Consider the following 14881-nt stretch of genomic DNA (forward strand, 5'->3'; position numbering starts at 1 on the left):
GAACCCCGGTCCGGCTGACGGAACATGACGCTACGAATCCGCGGCGGGGTGCCGACAGCCGTCTGGACGGCCTCTGCGAGGTGTATCCAGATACACCCCGAACTGGGTGTTCAGGCCTAGATCGCCGAACGCCCCGGCCGGGCAGACTGACCAGCGAAAGATCGGGACCGGGGCCCGCGGGGCTCCGCGACTCGGCTCGGAACCGCGGCTTCGGCCGAGCTCCGGGCCGCGGCTCCGAGGCCTCCGGACGGGGGCCGCGGGAGGAGAAGGGGCGCGTCATGGACGCGGGAGTGCTGAGCGGGCCGGCCCTGCGGGTCGGACGGGCCTGCGCGGACGGGGTGCGGGCCTGGTACGCGGTGACGCTGGCCGTGACGGGCCTGCTGGCGCTGCTGGCGGGGCCGGTCCTGCTGGCCGCCGCGCTGTTCGGTCCGGACGATCCCCTGGACCTCCACCCGGGCGGGCCGCTGGTCCTGGCCGTGCCGATGGCGCCGGTCGCCCTCTGGGCGCTCTGCTGGGCCACCGGGGGCGGCGGCCGGGCGGTCGGCGCCGCGCTGTTCGCCCCGGGGGCGATGGCACTGATGGCGACGCACCTCTACGGCGGTGCCGCGCCCGGCGGCCGGGCCGGCTCGCTCTGGCTGGCACCCTCGCTGCTGGTGCTGGGGCTGTTCGGCGCCCGCTGGATCGCGACGGAGAGCAGGCGCACCGTGGGGAAGTGGAGCGGGCGGCCGATCCCGGTGCCGTACCGCGGGCCGGCCGCCGCCGGTCCCTGGCGGCGGCTGCGGGCCGGCGGCTGGCTCACCGACCCGGCGACCTGGCGGGACTTCGTCTGGACGCTGTCCACCGGCACCGTCGTGCTGGTCACCGCCGCGATCGTCCTGCTGGCCCCGGTCGCCCTGGAGGTCTTCGGCCGCGACGGGCAGTTCTTCCACCTGGGCGTCGTCTACTCGCTGGGCCTGACCGTCGCCCCACTGGCCGCCCTGTGGGCCGCGCCACCGGTCCTGCGGCTCCACGAGAAGGCCGCCCGGGCCCTGCTCGGTCCCTCCCGGCAGGCCGAGCTCGCCCGTCAGGTCAGCCACCTGGCACGGACCAGGGCGGACACCATCGACGCCGGAGCGGCCGAACTGCGCCGGATCGAGCGGGACCTGCACGACGGGGCACAGGCCCGGCTGGTGGCTCTGGGCATGCTGCTGACCGTGGCCGAACAGCTGAAGGACGACCCGGACGCCCTCGGGCCGCTGCTCGCCGAGGCCCGGCTGTCCTCGGTGAAGGCGCTGAGCGAGCTGCGGGACTTGGTCCGCGGCATCCACCCCCCGGTGCTCGCCGACCGCGGCCTGGCCGACGCGGTGCGGGCGACGGCACTGGACCTGCCGCTGCCCGTCGACTTCAGCGGCGGACTGCCCGGCCGGGTGCCCGCCCCGGTGGAGTCGGCCGCCTACTTCGCGGTGACGGAGCTGCTGGCCAACGTGGTGAAGCACGCCGGGGCCTCGCGCGTGTGGATCGACATAGGGCACAGTGACGGGCTGCTGCGGATATCGGTCACCGACGACGGGCGCGGAGGCGCCGACCCGTCCCGGGGAACCGGCCTCAGCGGAACCGAACGCCGACTGGCCGCCTTCGACGGGGTGCTCGCGATCAGCAGCCCGCCCGGCGGGCCGACCATCGTGAACCTGGAGCTCCCGTGCGCGTCGTCATCGCCGAAGACCTCTTCCTCCTCCGGGACGGTCTGACCCGGCTGCTGGAGGCCAACGGCATGAAGGTCACCGCGGCGGTGGAGGACGGCGAGCAACTGCTCGCCGCGGTGGCCGCGGACCGGCCCGACATCGCCGTGGTGGACGTCCGGCTGCCGCCGGGCTTCACCGACGAGGGGCTGCGGGCCGCGCTGGCGGCCCGTCAGGCCCACCCCGGGCTGCCCGTCCTCGTGCTGTCGCAGTTCGTGGAGCAGCTGTACGCGCGCGAGCTGCTGGCCGGCAGCACCGGCGGGATCGGCTACCTGCTCAAAGACCGGGTGATGGACGGCACCCAGTTCATCGACGCCGTACGGCGGGTCGCCCAGGGCGGCACCGTGATGGATCCGGAGGTGATCACCCGGCTGCTCACCCACAACTCCTCGGCGGGCCCGGTCTCCACCCTCTCCCCGCGCGAGCGGCAGGTGCTGGCGCTGATGGCGGAGGGCCGGTCCAACGCGGCGATCGCCCAGCAACTGGTGATCACCGAGCGGGCCGTCGCCAAGCACACCGCGTCGATCTTCGTCCGGCTCGACCTCCAGCCCTCCGACGACGACAACCGCCGGGTCCTGGCCGTCCTGGCCTACCTCAACAACTCCTGAAGGGAGCCGCCATCGCCCGCAGCCCGGCGCCACCCCCACCCACCCCCACCCACCACCGCCCATCACGCCGCCCACCACAACCCCACAGCCACCACGGCCGCCCCCCGGTCAGCGCCCCGACCAGCGGGAACGGCCCTCGGCTGCCCGGGCTCGACCGCCGCAGAACGGGTCAATTAGGCTGGTGGGGTGCTCATCCTTGTTCGCCGCCGCCACGTGGACCTGCTCCGCGTGACGACCATGTCCTGTCGACGCTCCGGCTGAACCTCGCGCCACCCACCCTCAACGGCGGCCCCTGCCGGCCGCCACCCCTTTCCCGGCTCCCGGACCACCCGCCGCACCAGGCGGCTGCTCCGGCGTCCCCGGTCGACCACCGGGACCAGCCGGGACGAGACCCAGCGGATGTCACACATGACGCAGCAGTACACGCCCATATCCGAGACCGGCGAATCCGAGACCGGCACCGGCTCCACCCCGGTGGACGCCCTCCCGGTGGACGCCCTCCCGGTGATCGACCTCTCGCTCGCCGACGGCAGCCCGGACGACCGCCGCCGCCTGCACGACGAGCTCCGTGCCGCGGCCACCGGTGTCGGGTTCTTCCAATTGGTCGGCCACGGTGTCACCCCGGAGGAGACGGCCGCGCTCACCCGGGCCATGCGTGCCTTCTTCGCGCTGCCCGAGGCCGACCGGCTCGCCGTGAGCAACCTCAACTCCCCCCACTACCGGGGCTACACCCGCACCGGCGACGAGCTCACCGGCGGCAACCAGGACTGGCGCGACCAGCTGGACATCGGCGCCGAGCTGCCCCCGCACGTCCCCGGCAGCGGCGAGCCCCCGTACTGGTGGCTGGAGGGTCCCAACCAGTGGCCCGAGGCCCTCCCCGAGCTGCGCACCGCCGCGCTCGGCTGGATCGACCACCTCGACGGGGTCGCTCACCGGCTGCTGCACGAACTCCTCGCCGCGATCGGCGCCCGCCCCGACTTCTACGACGAGGCCTTCGCGGACCACCCCCACCTGCGGCTCAAGCTGGTCCGCTACCCGGGCACCGCCCCGGACGGCGCCGGCCAGGGGGTCGGCGCCCACAAGGACTACGGCTTCATCACCCTGCTGCTGCAGGACACCGTCGGCGGCCTCCAGGTCGAGCGCGCCGACGGCACCTTCCTGGACATCCCGCCGCTCCCCGGCGCCTTCGTCGTCAACCTCGGCGAGCTGCTGGAGGTGGCCACGGACGGCTACCTCAAGGCCACCAACCACCGCGTGGTGAGCCCGCCCGGCGCCCGCGAGCGCTTCTCGGTGCCGTTCTTCTACAACCCCCGCCTCGACGCCCACGTCGAACCGCTGGACTTCCCGCTCGCCCACCACGCCCCCGGCGCCACCGAGGACCCGGACAACCCGCTCTTCGCCGACTTCGGCCTCAACGAGTGGAAGGGCTACACCAGGGCCCACCCCGAAGTCACCCGCCGCCACCACGCCGCCCTCGCCTGACCCCAGCCCCGGCCCCGGCCCCAGCCCCAGCCCCAGCCCCGGCCTCAACCCCGAGCTCGGCCCCGAGCTCGGACCACGACCACAGCCGCGGCCATACCACCCCCACCGCTACCGCCGAAGCCCCTGCCCGACGCCGCCCCGGCCGACGGCAGGGGCTTCGGCGTCCCCGTGCTCCCCGTGCCCCCGTGCCCCCGCGCTCCCCTCCCCTCCCCTCCCCTCCGCCATCGGTGGACCGGTCCGGGACGGCACTGTCACACTGCTGGTGTCACAGCAGGAGTGTGCCAGCGCGGGAGGCGGCGGATGGGGGAGCACGACGGGGCCGGGGTCGGGGGCGGGCTGCGGCTGACGGTGGACGAACTGGCGGCGCGGGCCGGGGTGACGGTGCGGACGGTGCGGTTCTACGGCACCAAGGGGCTGCTGCCGCCACCAGAGCTGGGGCCCCGACGGGTGGGGCTGTACGGGGAGGCCCACCTGGACCGGCTGGGGCTGATCGAGGAACTGCAGCGACAGGGGCTGACCCTGGCCGCGATCGAGCGGTACCTGGCCCGGTTGCCCGAGGACAGCACCCCGCTGGACCTGGCGATCCACCGCGCGTTGGTGGCGTCCTGGACGCCGGAGACCCCGGAGGAGGCCAGCCGGGCGCAACTGGAGCGCCGGGCCGGCCGGGGGCTGACGGAGGAGCAGGTCGAACGGCTCGCCGCGATGGGAGCCCTGGAGCGGACGCGGGACCCGGACGTGTTCCGGGTGGATCCCGGACTACTGCCGCTGGGCGTGCGGATCCTGGACGTACCGATCCCGCTGGAGACGCTGCTGGCCGCCCGGGCGGTCGTGCTGGAGCACAGCCGGGCGACGGCACGGGAGTTGCAGCGGCTGTTCCGCGAGACGGTGTGGAAGCCGTACCGGGAGAGCGGGCCCGCGCCGGCGGAGCTGACCCGGATGCGGGCGCTGACGGACCACATCCAGCCGATGGTGGCGCAGGCCCTGGTCACGGCCTTCCAGCGGTACCTGCGGGAGGAACTGGGCGAGGAGCTGAGCCAGGAACCGGACCGGGGACCGGACGGGGAGCCCGGGTGACGCCGCCGGACCGGGAACCCGGGTGGGGCCGCAGCAGCCGCGGCCCCACCCGGTTCCGGTCCGGAACCGGAACCGGGTGGGAACCGGGTGGGAACCGGAGTCCGAACCCGGACCCGGACCCGGGCGGCTCCGCCCGTCAGTCCGTGAAGGTCCCGCCCTCGGCCGCGATCCGCTCCAGCAGCGCCGGCGGCGCGAACCGCTCGCCGTACGCCGCGGCGAGTTCGCGGGCGCGGGCCGCGAAGCCTGCCGGTCCGCCCTCGTACCCGTTGATGTACTGGAACACGCCGCCCGTCCAGGCCGGGAAGCCGATGCCGAGGATCGAGCCCACGTTGGCGTCGGCGACCGAGGTCAGCACGCCCTCCTCCAGGCAGCGCACCGAGTCCAGCGCCTCGCTGAACAGCATCCGCTCCTTGAGGTCCTCGAAGGGGATGTCGGCGGGGTCCCCCGCAGCGCCACCGCCGAAGTGCTCCTGCAGCCCCGGCCAGAGCCGCCCGCGCTTGCCGTCCTCGCCGTACTCGTAGAAGCCGGCGCCGCCGCTGCGCCCGGGGCGGCCGAACTCGTCGACCATCCGGTCGACCACCGCGTCGGCCGGGTGGGGAGTCCAGGTGCCGCCGGCGGCCTCCACCGAGCGCCGGTACTCGTCGCGGATCTTGCGCGGCAGGGTGAGGGTGAGCTCGTCCATCAGGGAGAGCACCTTGGCGGGGTAGCCGGCCTGGGCGGCGGCCTGCTCGATGCTGGACGGGTGGATGCCCTCGCCGACCATGGCGACGCCCTCGTTGAGGAACTGGCCGATGACCCGCGAGGTGAAGAAGCCGCGGGAGTCGTTGACCACGATCGGGGTCCGGTCGATCTGCCGGACCAGGTCGAAGGCGCGGGCGAGCGCCTCGTCGCCGGTCCGCGGGCCGCGGATGATCTCCACCAGGCGCATCTTGTCGACGGGCGAGAAGAAGTGCAGGCCGATGAAGTCGTCCTGGCGCTCGACGCCTTCGGCGAGCAGGCCGATCGGCAGGGTGGAGGTGTTGGAGCAGAGCAGTGCGTCGGGGCCGACGACGCCCTCGATCTCCTGGAACACCTTGTGCTTGAGCTCGGTGTTCTCGAAGACCGCCTCGATCACCGCGTCGCAGCCGGCCAGGTCGGCGGCCTCCGCGGTGGGGGTGATCCGGGCCAGCAGTTCGTCGCGCTTGGCCTCGGTGGAGCGGCCGCGGGCGATGGCCTTGTTCAACAGGCCCTCGGAGTAGGCCTTTCCGCGTTCGGCGGCTTCCGGGCTCACGTCCTTGAGCACGACCTCGATGCCGGCCTTGGCGCAGGCGTAGGCGATGCCCGCGCCCATCATCCCGGCGCCGAGCACCGCGACCCTGCGGACCTGCCGCTTCTCGATCTCCTTCGGACGCCCGGCGCCGGAGTTGACCGCCTGCATGTCGAAGAACAGCGCCTGGATCATGTTCTTGCTGGTCTGCCCGCAGGCCAGCTCGGTGAAGTAGCGGGCCTCGATCGCCATCGCGGTGTCGACGTCCACCTGGGCGCTCTCCACGGCGGCGGCCAGCACGTTGCGCGGGGCCGGGTAGGGCGCGCCGTTGAGCTGCTTGCGCAGGTTGGCCGGGAAGGCGGGCAGGTTGGCGGCGAACGCCGGGGTGGCCGGGGTGCCGCCGGGGATCTTGTACCCCTTGACGTCCCAGGGCTGGACGGCAGTCGGGTTGGCCTCGATCCAGGCCTTCGCGCGGGCGGTCAGCTCCTCGGGGGTGTCGACGAGTTCGTGCACCAGGCCGTGCTCCAGCGCCTGCGCGGGGCGGTACTGGCGCCCCTGGAGCAGGAACTTCAGCAGGGCGTCGGTGATGCCGAACAGCCGCACCGTACGGACCACTCCGCCGCCGCCCGGCAGCAGGCCGAGGGTGACCTCGGGCAGGCCGATCCGGGAGGCCGGGGTGTCGAGCGCGATCCGGTGGTGGCAGGCGAGGGCGATCTCCAGGCCGCCGCCGAGCGCGCTGCCGTTGACGGCGGCGACGACCGGCTTGCCGAGGGTCTCCAGCCTGCGCAGCGCGCGCTTGATCCGCATCGACTTGTCGAAGACGGCCTCGGCGTCCTCGGGGCGGGCGGCGGAGAGCATCCGCAGGTCTCCCCCGGCGAAGAAGGTCTTCTTGGCGGAGGTGATCACCACGCCGCGCAGCGCGTCCGCAGGGGCGTCCGCGGCGGCGCCTGCAGGGGCGTCCGCGGCGGCGCCCGGGGAGGCCATGGCCGCCAGCCGCTCGACGACGGTCTCGAAGTCGGCGGTGAAGGCCTCGTTCATGGTGTTGACGGACTGGGTGGGGTCGTCGAGGACGAGGGTGACCACGCCGTCCTGGTCCTGCTCCCAGCGGATGGTGGTGGTGTCGCTCATGGGTTCACGGTCTCCAGGTCTACCGGTCTGCTGGGGGAGGTCAGATGCGCTCGACGATGGTGGCGATGCCCATGCCGCCGCCCACGCAGAGGGTGATCAGGCCGTAGCGCAGGTCGCGCCGTTCCAGTTCGTCGATCACGGTGCCGAGCAGCATCGCGCCGGTGGCGCCGAGCGGGTGGCCGAGCGCGATCGCGCCGCCGTTGACGTTCACCTGGTCGTGGCGGAAGCCGAGTTCGCGGATGAAGCGGAGCGCGACGGCGGCGAAGGCCTCGTTGATCTCGACCAGGTCGATGTCGGCGGCGGTGAGCCCGGCCTTGGCGAGCGCCTTGTGGGTGGCCGGGGCGGGGCCGGTGAGCATGATGGTCGGCTCGGAGCCGGAGACCGCGGCGGAGACGATCCGGGCGCGCGGGCGCAGCCCGTACCGCTCGCCGACCTCCCGGTTGCCGATGGCCACCAGCGCGGCGCCGTCCACGATGCCGGAGGAGTTGCCCGCGTGGTGGACGTGGTCGATGGCCTCGACCCAGTGGTACTTCTGGAGGGCGACGGCGTCGAAGCCGCCGGCCTCGCCGATGGCGGCGAAGGAGGGCTTGAGGCCCGCCAGGGTCTCGACGGTGGTGCCGGGGCGGATGAACTCGTCGCGCTCCAGGACGACCAGGCCGTTGCGGTCGCGCACCGGGACGACCGAGCGGTCGAACAGGCCGTCCGCCTGGGCCTTGGCGGCGCGGGCCTGGGACTCGGCGGCGAAGGCGTCCACGTCGGTGCGGGAGAAGCCCTCGATGGTGGCGATGAGGTCGGCGCCGATGCCCTGCGGGGCGAAGTTGGTCTCGTACGCGGTCATCGGGTCGGCGAACCAGGCGCCGCCGTCGGAGGCCATCTTGACCCGGGACATCGACTCCACGCCGCCGGCCAGGACCAGGTCCTCCCAGCCGGAACGGACCTTGGCGGCGGCCATGTTGACGGCTTCCAGGCCGGAGGCGCAGAAGCGGTTCTCCTGGACGCCGGCGACGGTGTCGGGCAGGCCGGCCGCGACGGCCGCGATCCGGGCGATGTCGGAGCCCTGGTCGCCCACCGGGCTGACCACGCCGAGCACGATGTCGTCGATCGCGGCCGGGTCCAACCCGGGGTAGCGGCTGCGCAGTTCGTGGATCAGGCCGACGACCAGGTCGATCGGCTTGGTGCCGTGCAGCGAGCCGGAGGCCTTGCCCCGGCCGCGCGGGGTGCGGATCGCGTCGTAGACGTACGCTTCGGTGGTCACGGTGGAACGCCTTTCAGGGCAGGGGGACGTGAGGAAGGAGCGCTCAGCCGAGGATGGAGCGGCCGACGATCTCCTTCATGATCTCGGTGGTGCCGCCGTAGATGGTCTGGATGCGGCCGTCGGTGAACGCCCGGGCGACCGGGAACTCGCTCATGTAGCCGTAGCCGCCGTGCAGTTGGAGGCAACGGTCAGCGGTGCGCTTCTGCAGCTCGGTGGCCCACCACTTGGCCATCGAGGCGTCCGCCGGGGTGAGCGCCCAGCGGTTGTGCTCGGTGATGCAGCGGTCCACGAAGGCGCGGGTGACGGCGCACTCGGTGGCCAGCTCGGCGATCTCGAAGCGGACGTGCTGGAGCTTGGCGAGCGGGCGGCCGAAGGCCTCGCGCTGCTTGACGTAGTCGGTGGTGATCTCGACCAGGTACTCGGCGCCGGCGATCGCCGCGGCGGCGATGGTGAGCCGCTCCTGGGCGAGGTTCTGCATCAGGTGGACGAAGCCGCCGTTGAGCTCGCCGATCAGGTTCTCCTTCGGCACCCGGACGTCCTCGAAGAACAACTCGGCGGTGTCCTGGGCCTTCTGGCCGATCTTGTCGAGGTTGCGGCCGCGCTCGAAGCCGGGCGTGCCGCGCTCGACGGCCAGCAGGCTCAGCCCGTGGGCGCCGCCCTCGGGGGTGGTGCGGGCGACCACGATCACCAGGTCGGCGAGGATGCCGTTGGAGATGAAGGTCTTGGCGCCGTTGAGCAGGTAGTGGTCGCCCCGGTCGACCGCCTGGGTGCGGATGCCCTGGAGGTCGGAGCCGGTGCCGGGCTCGGTCATCGCGATCGCGGTGATCAGCTCGCCCGAGCAGAAGCCGGGCAGCCAGCGGCGCTTCTGCTCCTCGGTGGCGAGCGAGGTGAGGTACGGGCCGATGATGTCGTTGTGCAGCCCGATCGCCAGGCCGGAGGCACCGGCCCGGGCGAACTCCTCGGCCAGCACGGCGGCGTAGCGGAAGTCCGGAGTCCCGCCGCCGCCGTACTCCTCGGGGACGGCGAGGCCGAGCAGGCCCTGCCGGCCGGCCGCGAGCCAGGCGGAACGGTCGACGATGCCGGCCTTCTCCCAGCGGTCGTAGTGCGGCAGCACCTCCTTGGCCAGGAAGGCCCGCACGGTGGCCCGGAAGTCGTCGTGCTGCTCGGTGAAGATCTCGCGCTGCAACGCTACTCTCCCTGCTCTGCCGAAGGGTTGGTGGTGGGGGCGCCAGGACTCCCGGACTCGCGGGTGCCTCCGGGATCGACGGACGGGGCGCCGGGGCCGAGGGAGGGAACGCTCCAGTCCCGGGCGACCTCGGCGGTGTCCGCGCCCGGCCGGGCCGGCGGGCGGCACAGGGCCCCCGGGGTGGCGGAGAAGCGCGGGGCCGGGGCCGGCTGGGTGACGCCGCCCGCCTCGACGTACGTCCCGCGCGCCGACAGGTGGCCGTCGGCGGCGGCCTGACGCATCGTCAGCACCGGTTCCACGCAAGCGTCGGAGCCCGCGAAGACGGCCTCCCACTCGGCCCTGGTCCGGGTGGCGAAGCGGGCCGCGATCAGGGAGCGCAGCTCGGGCCAGCGGTCGAGGTCGTACTGGCCGGGGGTGTCCGGGCCCAGCCCCAGCAGTCGGGCGAACTCCGTGTAGAAGCGCGGCTCCAGCGCGCCCACGGCCAGGTGCCCTCCGTCGGCCGCCCGGTAGATCGCGTAGAACGGCGCTCCGCCGTCCAGCAGGTTGGCGCCCCGGCGGTCCTGCCAGTGTCCGGCCGCGAGCAGGCCCCACAGCATGCTGCCGAGGTGGGCCGCGCCGTCCACGATCGCGGCGTCGACCACCTGGCCGGCACCGGTGGCCCGGGCGTGGTGCAGCCCGGCGAGCAGGCCGACGACCAGGTAGAGCGAGCCGCCCGCGTAGTCGCCGAGCAGGTTGGCGGGGATGCCGGGGGCCTCGTCGGCGCCGCCCGGCGCCGCCACCATCCCGAGCACCCCGGCGACCGCCGCGTACCCGAGGTCGTGCCCGGCGGTCGCCGCCCGGGGGCCGTGCTGCCCCCAGCCGGTCATCCGCCCGTACACCAGCGCCGGGTTGCGCGCCAGGCACGCCTCGGGCCCGACCCCGAGCCGCTCCGCGACGCCCGGCCGGTAGCCCTCGATCAGCAGGTCCGCCCGCTCGACCAGGTCCAGCACCCGGCCGGGGCCCGCGGGGGACTTCAGGTCGATCAGCACCGAGCGCTTGTTGCGGTTGCTGAGGTCGTACGCCGGGTCGGTGCCGAGCGGCGAGGGCTCCGGCCGGTCCACCCGCACCACGTCCGCCCCGAGGTCCCCCAGCAGCATCGCCGCGAACGGCCCCGGCCCGATCCCGGCGAGCTCCACCACCCGCACACCTGCCAACGGCCCCCCGGCCGCCGGCCCCCTGCTCACGTCACCCACTGGCCGCCGACCCTTCCCGATGGGTTTGACAGTAAAGCTGTCACACTCGGGATGATAGGCAAGCGACCCGCCGGTAACAAGACCTCCGCCCCCGCGCCGGGCCGTCAATTCCCCCACGCCCACGCCTCGGTGGACACCGCCACTCCGCGCGCACCCGGAACCACGGAGGGTGGGTCCGTGCACTGACGGAGGCTCCCTGTACGGTCGTCATGCCGCAGGGGAGCGGCGTTCCGCCGAACGGGGAGGATTCCACGCATGGGCAGTCCGTACTTCACCACGGGACCGGTCGCACCGGCCAAGGACCCGATGCCGGGCCCAGTGCCGGGCCCGCTGCCCACGTATCCCGTGAAATCGCCGTACGCCAACCCGGCGCAGCCCGGCGACGCCTCCGTGCCACCGCTTCCCCTCATGCCGCCCGGCAAGGCCACCACCCAGCTGGACACCCCGTACGAGCTCACCGCCTCGGCCGCGATAGCCCGCCAGACAGCCACCGACCTCGACGACGCCAACGGCAAGGCGGGGCCGGGCGCACACAGCCTCACCGAGTACGCGAGCACCGCGTCGACCAAGATCCGCGGCTTCTCCTTCGGCGGCGCCCTCACCGGCAGCACCGAGCGCTGGCTGCAGCAGTGCAAGACCCTGCACGGCAAGCTCGGCAACGCCGCCACCAGCCTCGACCGGACGCGGCAGTTCTACAACGCCAACGAGACCAACATCGCCACCGACTTCCGCGCGGGCCGGTAGAGGGCAGGGAGGAACAGACAGATGGTGTCCTTCAAGGAACTCCACGAGGCCGACTTCTCCGCGGTCAGCGAAGCAGCCGAAGCCTGGGCCGGCGTGGCCAAGGCCCTCACCGCCATGGACGGCCGGGTCTCCAAGGACCTCACCAGCACCGCGCAGCGGGCCGGTTGGAAGGGCGACGCCGCCGACGCGGCCACCACGGCCATGCAGGGCATCGACGGCGACTTCAAGCAGGCCTCGGCCGTCGCCACCGCCCTCGCCGCGATCATGAAGACCGCCGCCGAGGACTTCGCCGCCGCCCGCCGCGACCTCGACACGGCACTCCACGACGCGCAGGGCGACACCACCCTCAGCGTCACCGCCGACGGCGCGGTCAACTGGACCGTGCCGAAGGAGGAGCGGAACGACCCCGACGCCGAGCGCACGATACGGGCCAACGCCCAGGCACTGTCCGACCGGCTCGGCAAGGCCGTCGCGAAGGCCACCCTCGCCGACCAGCGGGCCACCATCGGCCTCCAGAGCGACATCGGCACCAGCACCACCGCCTTCAACGCCGCCCCGCTCGGCGCCGGCCCGGTCGCCGACGCCAAGCGGGCCACGGACCTGATGTCCAAGGCCGGCAGCCTCTCCGACGACCAGCTCAAGCAGTTGCAGGCCCTCATGGCCGCCAACGCGGAGAACAAGGACTTCTCCACCACCCTGCTCAACGGTCTCAACGCCGGTGGCAAGACCGGCCCCGAGGCCCTGCTGGAGTACAGCAAGGTCTACGACGGCCTGGCCCACGGCAACCACAACGCCGCGGGCTACCAGGACGTCTACAAGAACCTGTCCGTCGCGCTGGCCGCCGCCACCCGCGACGGCGGGATGGGCAAGGCCTGGGAGGACGGCCTGCTCGCGGCCGCCCGCCGCCCCGGCGGCTCGGCCGCGGGGTGGAACGACAACTACCCGGCGCTGACCTCGCTGATGGGCGCGGGCGGCACGTACGACAAGCCGTTCCTGCTCAAGGTGAGCAACGACCTAGTCGACTACGAGCGGAACAGCAAGACCAAGGGCGAGGAGCTCTGGGGCCCGGACTACACCTTCAAGGTCCCCGGGGGCGACCCGCTGACGCCGCTGGTGAAGATGATGAAGGACGACCCGGCGACCTCCCAGGAGTTCCTCGACCCGAGCCGGAACAAGAACCTGACGTACCTGCTCAAGGACCGCGTCTGGCTCGACGAGGGCAAGCTCCCCGAGAGTGTCCTGCGTGACACCTCCCACCGGATGTTCGCGGAGATGCTGGAGTCCGCCGCGACCGGCCACGGCCCCGGTCAGCCGCCGGTGAGGCCCCACGACGCGACGATGACCCGAATCATGGACACCGCGCTCTCCACCCTGGGCGGAGACAAGGCGGGCAACGAGAACTCCATGTACGCCGGGCTCCGCCGCCCGATGGCCAACATGGTCAGCGAGTACATCGCCGACACCCACGACATCCTCAGCAAGGACCTGCCCGGCCCGTCCGAACCCGGTGGGCTGCACACCACCCGCGAGCAGTTGCTCCGGGTGATCCGCGGCACCGCCGAGGACCCTGAGTCGTACACCCTGATCCACCTGGCCGAGACCCAGGAGGTGGCCCGGCGGATGGCCGACTTCGGCCCGGAGGCGTTCAAGGGGGTCAACGGCCGGCCGGACGCCCAGTTCGAGACTCTCGTCGACCAGGCCGGCAAGGCGCTCGGCGCCCTCGACGCCGTCCAGGCGGACACCATCACCGACCACAAGTCCGACGAGCAGTTCAAGGTCAACTGGAAAGCCAAGATGGACTACCACTACGTCGGCACGGTGGCGAACATGCTGCCGGGTGCCAACTGGCTGCCAGTGGGGGACATCGCCCAGCGCTACGTCGACGTCGCCACGTCCGAATGGGCGGCCAAGGTCAACTCGGAGATCGACACCAAGGCTCAGGGGGATTTGAGCAAGCTCTACACCATGGGCCAGTCCCAGGTGCAGGCCATGCTCCTGGAGAAGGCCCACCAGTACGGCGTGCCGGATCGCGACCCCGTCCTCGTCCAGCTGGCGGACGCTGCCAACGTTCGCTACCAGACGTCGATCACGCAGGCCCATACTGCGGCCTTCGGGAAGGGCTGATCCCGTGGCTGGACGACAGCGGGAAGCCTCCGAGGGGGCGGTCGTCAAGGTCGACGCGGCGCTCGACCGGCGGGGGTTCACCACCTGGCCGCTGCGGGTGCGGGCGGTGGTCGCCGCGGCAGCGGTGGCAGCCGTCGCGGCCGGAGCCGGGGCGTTCCTGGCGAACAACCTGACCAACGCGTTCGGACCGGACAGCGTGTGCGACGGAGCGGTCAGCGCGGCCGCGCTGACCGACGCGCTCGGGTCCGGCACTGTCGGCAGCAAGACCGGCGGGGCCTGGCAGTCGCCCAGTGGCGGAGCGCTCTGCACAGCGACGGTGAGCTACGGAGTCTTCGGTGACAGCCGGTCCGTATTCCTGGGAGTCCGTCAGGCTGACGACCTTGGCCCTTACCTGGCCGACTCGGAGGACCGGCTGTTCGCGGCCTCGGCGAACGGCGGCGCGTCCGGGGCAGCCCGTGACGGCCGGGCATGGGCGCTTCTTCCCGAGGGGTGCGGCAACGGGCTGCGGGTCGAGGTCGGCGCGGACGGCCACGACGGCCCCGACGCCGAGAAACTCGCCCGGCTCGCCGTGGCCGCGGCGAACGGCCTGGCAGCGGACAGGGGCTGCGGAACGTCATCGGTTCCCGCTCCGCACGCGTTGTCACAGGCCGGGCAGGCCCACGAGCTGAACCCCGCATCGGTCTGCGGCCTGCCCGGGTTCGCCGCGTCCGGGACCGCCGTGGGCAAGGGCTACAAGGAGGTTGTGAACTCCGCGTTCGACCCGTTGTGGGTCTGCCGGATCACCACGGATCAGGACCGCGTCGCCCATACCTTCTCCATCGGAACCGAGCCGCGGGTTCGCGGCCCGGTGTCCGAGAAGGACGCCTCGCCGGCGTTCGGCCGGGCGCGTTGGGCAGGTTCCCCCGCGACGGACCGGGAGGTGATGGCTACCTGCCAGGGCAAGCCGACCTACTTCCGGATGGACTCCGACATCACCGTCCAAGGAGCGTTTCCCGGCACCGCCGAGACATGGAAGCAGTTCCTCACCGCCGGCGGCACGGCGATCGGCTGCGAGCCGATCCTCTGACCTCCCCGCAGGGGCGCC

At 73.0% G+C, this 14881-nt stretch carries 11 protein-coding genes; 7 read left to right on the forward strand and 4 right to left on the reverse strand.

Translation table 11 applies throughout. The annotated features are described in order from the left end of the window. The first annotated feature begins 278 nt into the window (after positions 1 to 278). The 4 genes from AB0E96_RS04705 (at position 279) to AB0E96_RS04720 (ending at position 4882) form a co-directional block, all read left to right on the forward strand. A complete protein-coding gene (locus tag AB0E96_RS04705) occupies positions 279 to 1727 on the forward strand; it encodes a histidine kinase (RefSeq protein ID WP_359818460.1) in 1449 nt (482 codons plus the stop codon). Beyond that, positions 1679 to 2326, forward strand: coding sequence for a response regulator transcription factor (locus tag AB0E96_RS04710; protein WP_359818462.1), 648 nt, complete (start codon positions 1679 to 1681; stop codon positions 2324 to 2326). Before AB0E96_RS04705 ends, AB0E96_RS04710 begins: the two co-directional genes overlap by 49 nt. 408 nt (positions 2327 to 2734) lie before the next feature. Continuing rightward, positions 2735 to 3808, forward strand: a complete 1074-nt coding sequence (locus AB0E96_RS04715) for a 2-oxoglutarate and iron-dependent oxygenase domain-containing protein (protein WP_359818464.1) — start codon at positions 2735 to 2737, stop codon at positions 3806 to 3808. A 300-nt stretch (positions 3809 to 4108) separates the two neighbouring features. Further along, positions 4109 to 4882 (forward strand): MerR family transcriptional regulator, encoded by a 774-nt coding sequence (locus tag AB0E96_RS04720; RefSeq protein WP_359818467.1) that lies wholly within the window; start codon positions 4109 to 4111, stop codon positions 4880 to 4882. A gap of 136 nt (positions 4883 to 5018) precedes the next feature. On the opposite strand, the gene AB0E96_RS04725 is transcribed toward AB0E96_RS04720, so the two are convergent. The 4 genes from AB0E96_RS04725 to AB0E96_RS04740 are packed head-to-tail and all read right to left on the reverse strand — an operon-like array spanning position 5019 to position 10881. Then, positions 5019 to 7256: a 3-hydroxyacyl-CoA dehydrogenase NAD-binding domain-containing protein gene (locus AB0E96_RS04725; protein ID WP_359818469.1), complete on the reverse strand. Its 2238-nt coding sequence runs from the start codon at positions 7254 to 7256 to the stop codon at positions 5019 to 5021. Positions 7257 to 7296: 40 nt separating this feature from the next. Then, a complete protein-coding gene (locus AB0E96_RS04730; RefSeq protein ID WP_359818471.1) occupies positions 7297 to 8511 on the reverse strand; it encodes an acetyl-CoA C-acetyltransferase in 1215 nt (404 codons plus the stop codon). A 43-nt stretch (positions 8512 to 8554) separates the two neighbouring features. Then, positions 8555 to 9697, reverse strand: a complete 1143-nt coding sequence (locus AB0E96_RS04735) for an acyl-CoA dehydrogenase family protein (protein ID WP_359818473.1) — start codon at positions 9695 to 9697, stop codon at positions 8555 to 8557. Between the two features lie 2 nt (positions 9698 to 9699). Continuing rightward, positions 9700 to 10881, reverse strand: coding sequence for a CaiB/BaiF CoA-transferase family protein (locus AB0E96_RS04740; protein ID WP_359818518.1), 1182 nt, complete (start codon positions 10879 to 10881; stop codon positions 9700 to 9702). A gap of 303 nt (positions 10882 to 11184) precedes the next feature. Here AB0E96_RS04740 and AB0E96_RS04745 point away from each other — a divergent pair, with 303 nt between their 5' ends. The 3 genes from AB0E96_RS04745 to AB0E96_RS04755 all read left to right on the forward strand — a co-directional run bounded on the left by AB0E96_RS04745 (position 11185) and on the right by AB0E96_RS04755 (position 14863). Next, a complete protein-coding gene (locus AB0E96_RS04745) occupies positions 11185 to 11673 on the forward strand; it encodes a hypothetical protein (RefSeq protein WP_359818476.1) in 489 nt (162 codons plus the stop codon). A gap of 21 nt (positions 11674 to 11694) precedes the next feature. Beyond that, positions 11695 to 13797 carry a hypothetical protein gene (locus tag AB0E96_RS04750; protein WP_359818478.1) on the forward strand — a complete coding sequence of 701 codons (2103 nt, stop codon included), beginning with the start codon at positions 11695 to 11697 and terminating at the stop codon, positions 13795 to 13797. 106 nt (positions 13798 to 13903) lie between these two features. Continuing rightward, positions 13904 to 14863: a hypothetical protein gene (locus AB0E96_RS04755; RefSeq protein ID WP_359818481.1), complete on the forward strand. Its 960-nt coding sequence runs from the start codon at positions 13904 to 13906 to the stop codon at positions 14861 to 14863. Positions 14864 to 14881 lie beyond the last annotated feature (18 nt).

It is taken from the genome of Kitasatospora sp. NPDC036755, assembly GCF_040636595.1.
Lineage (GTDB): Bacteria > Actinomycetota > Actinomycetes > Streptomycetales > Streptomycetaceae > Kitasatospora.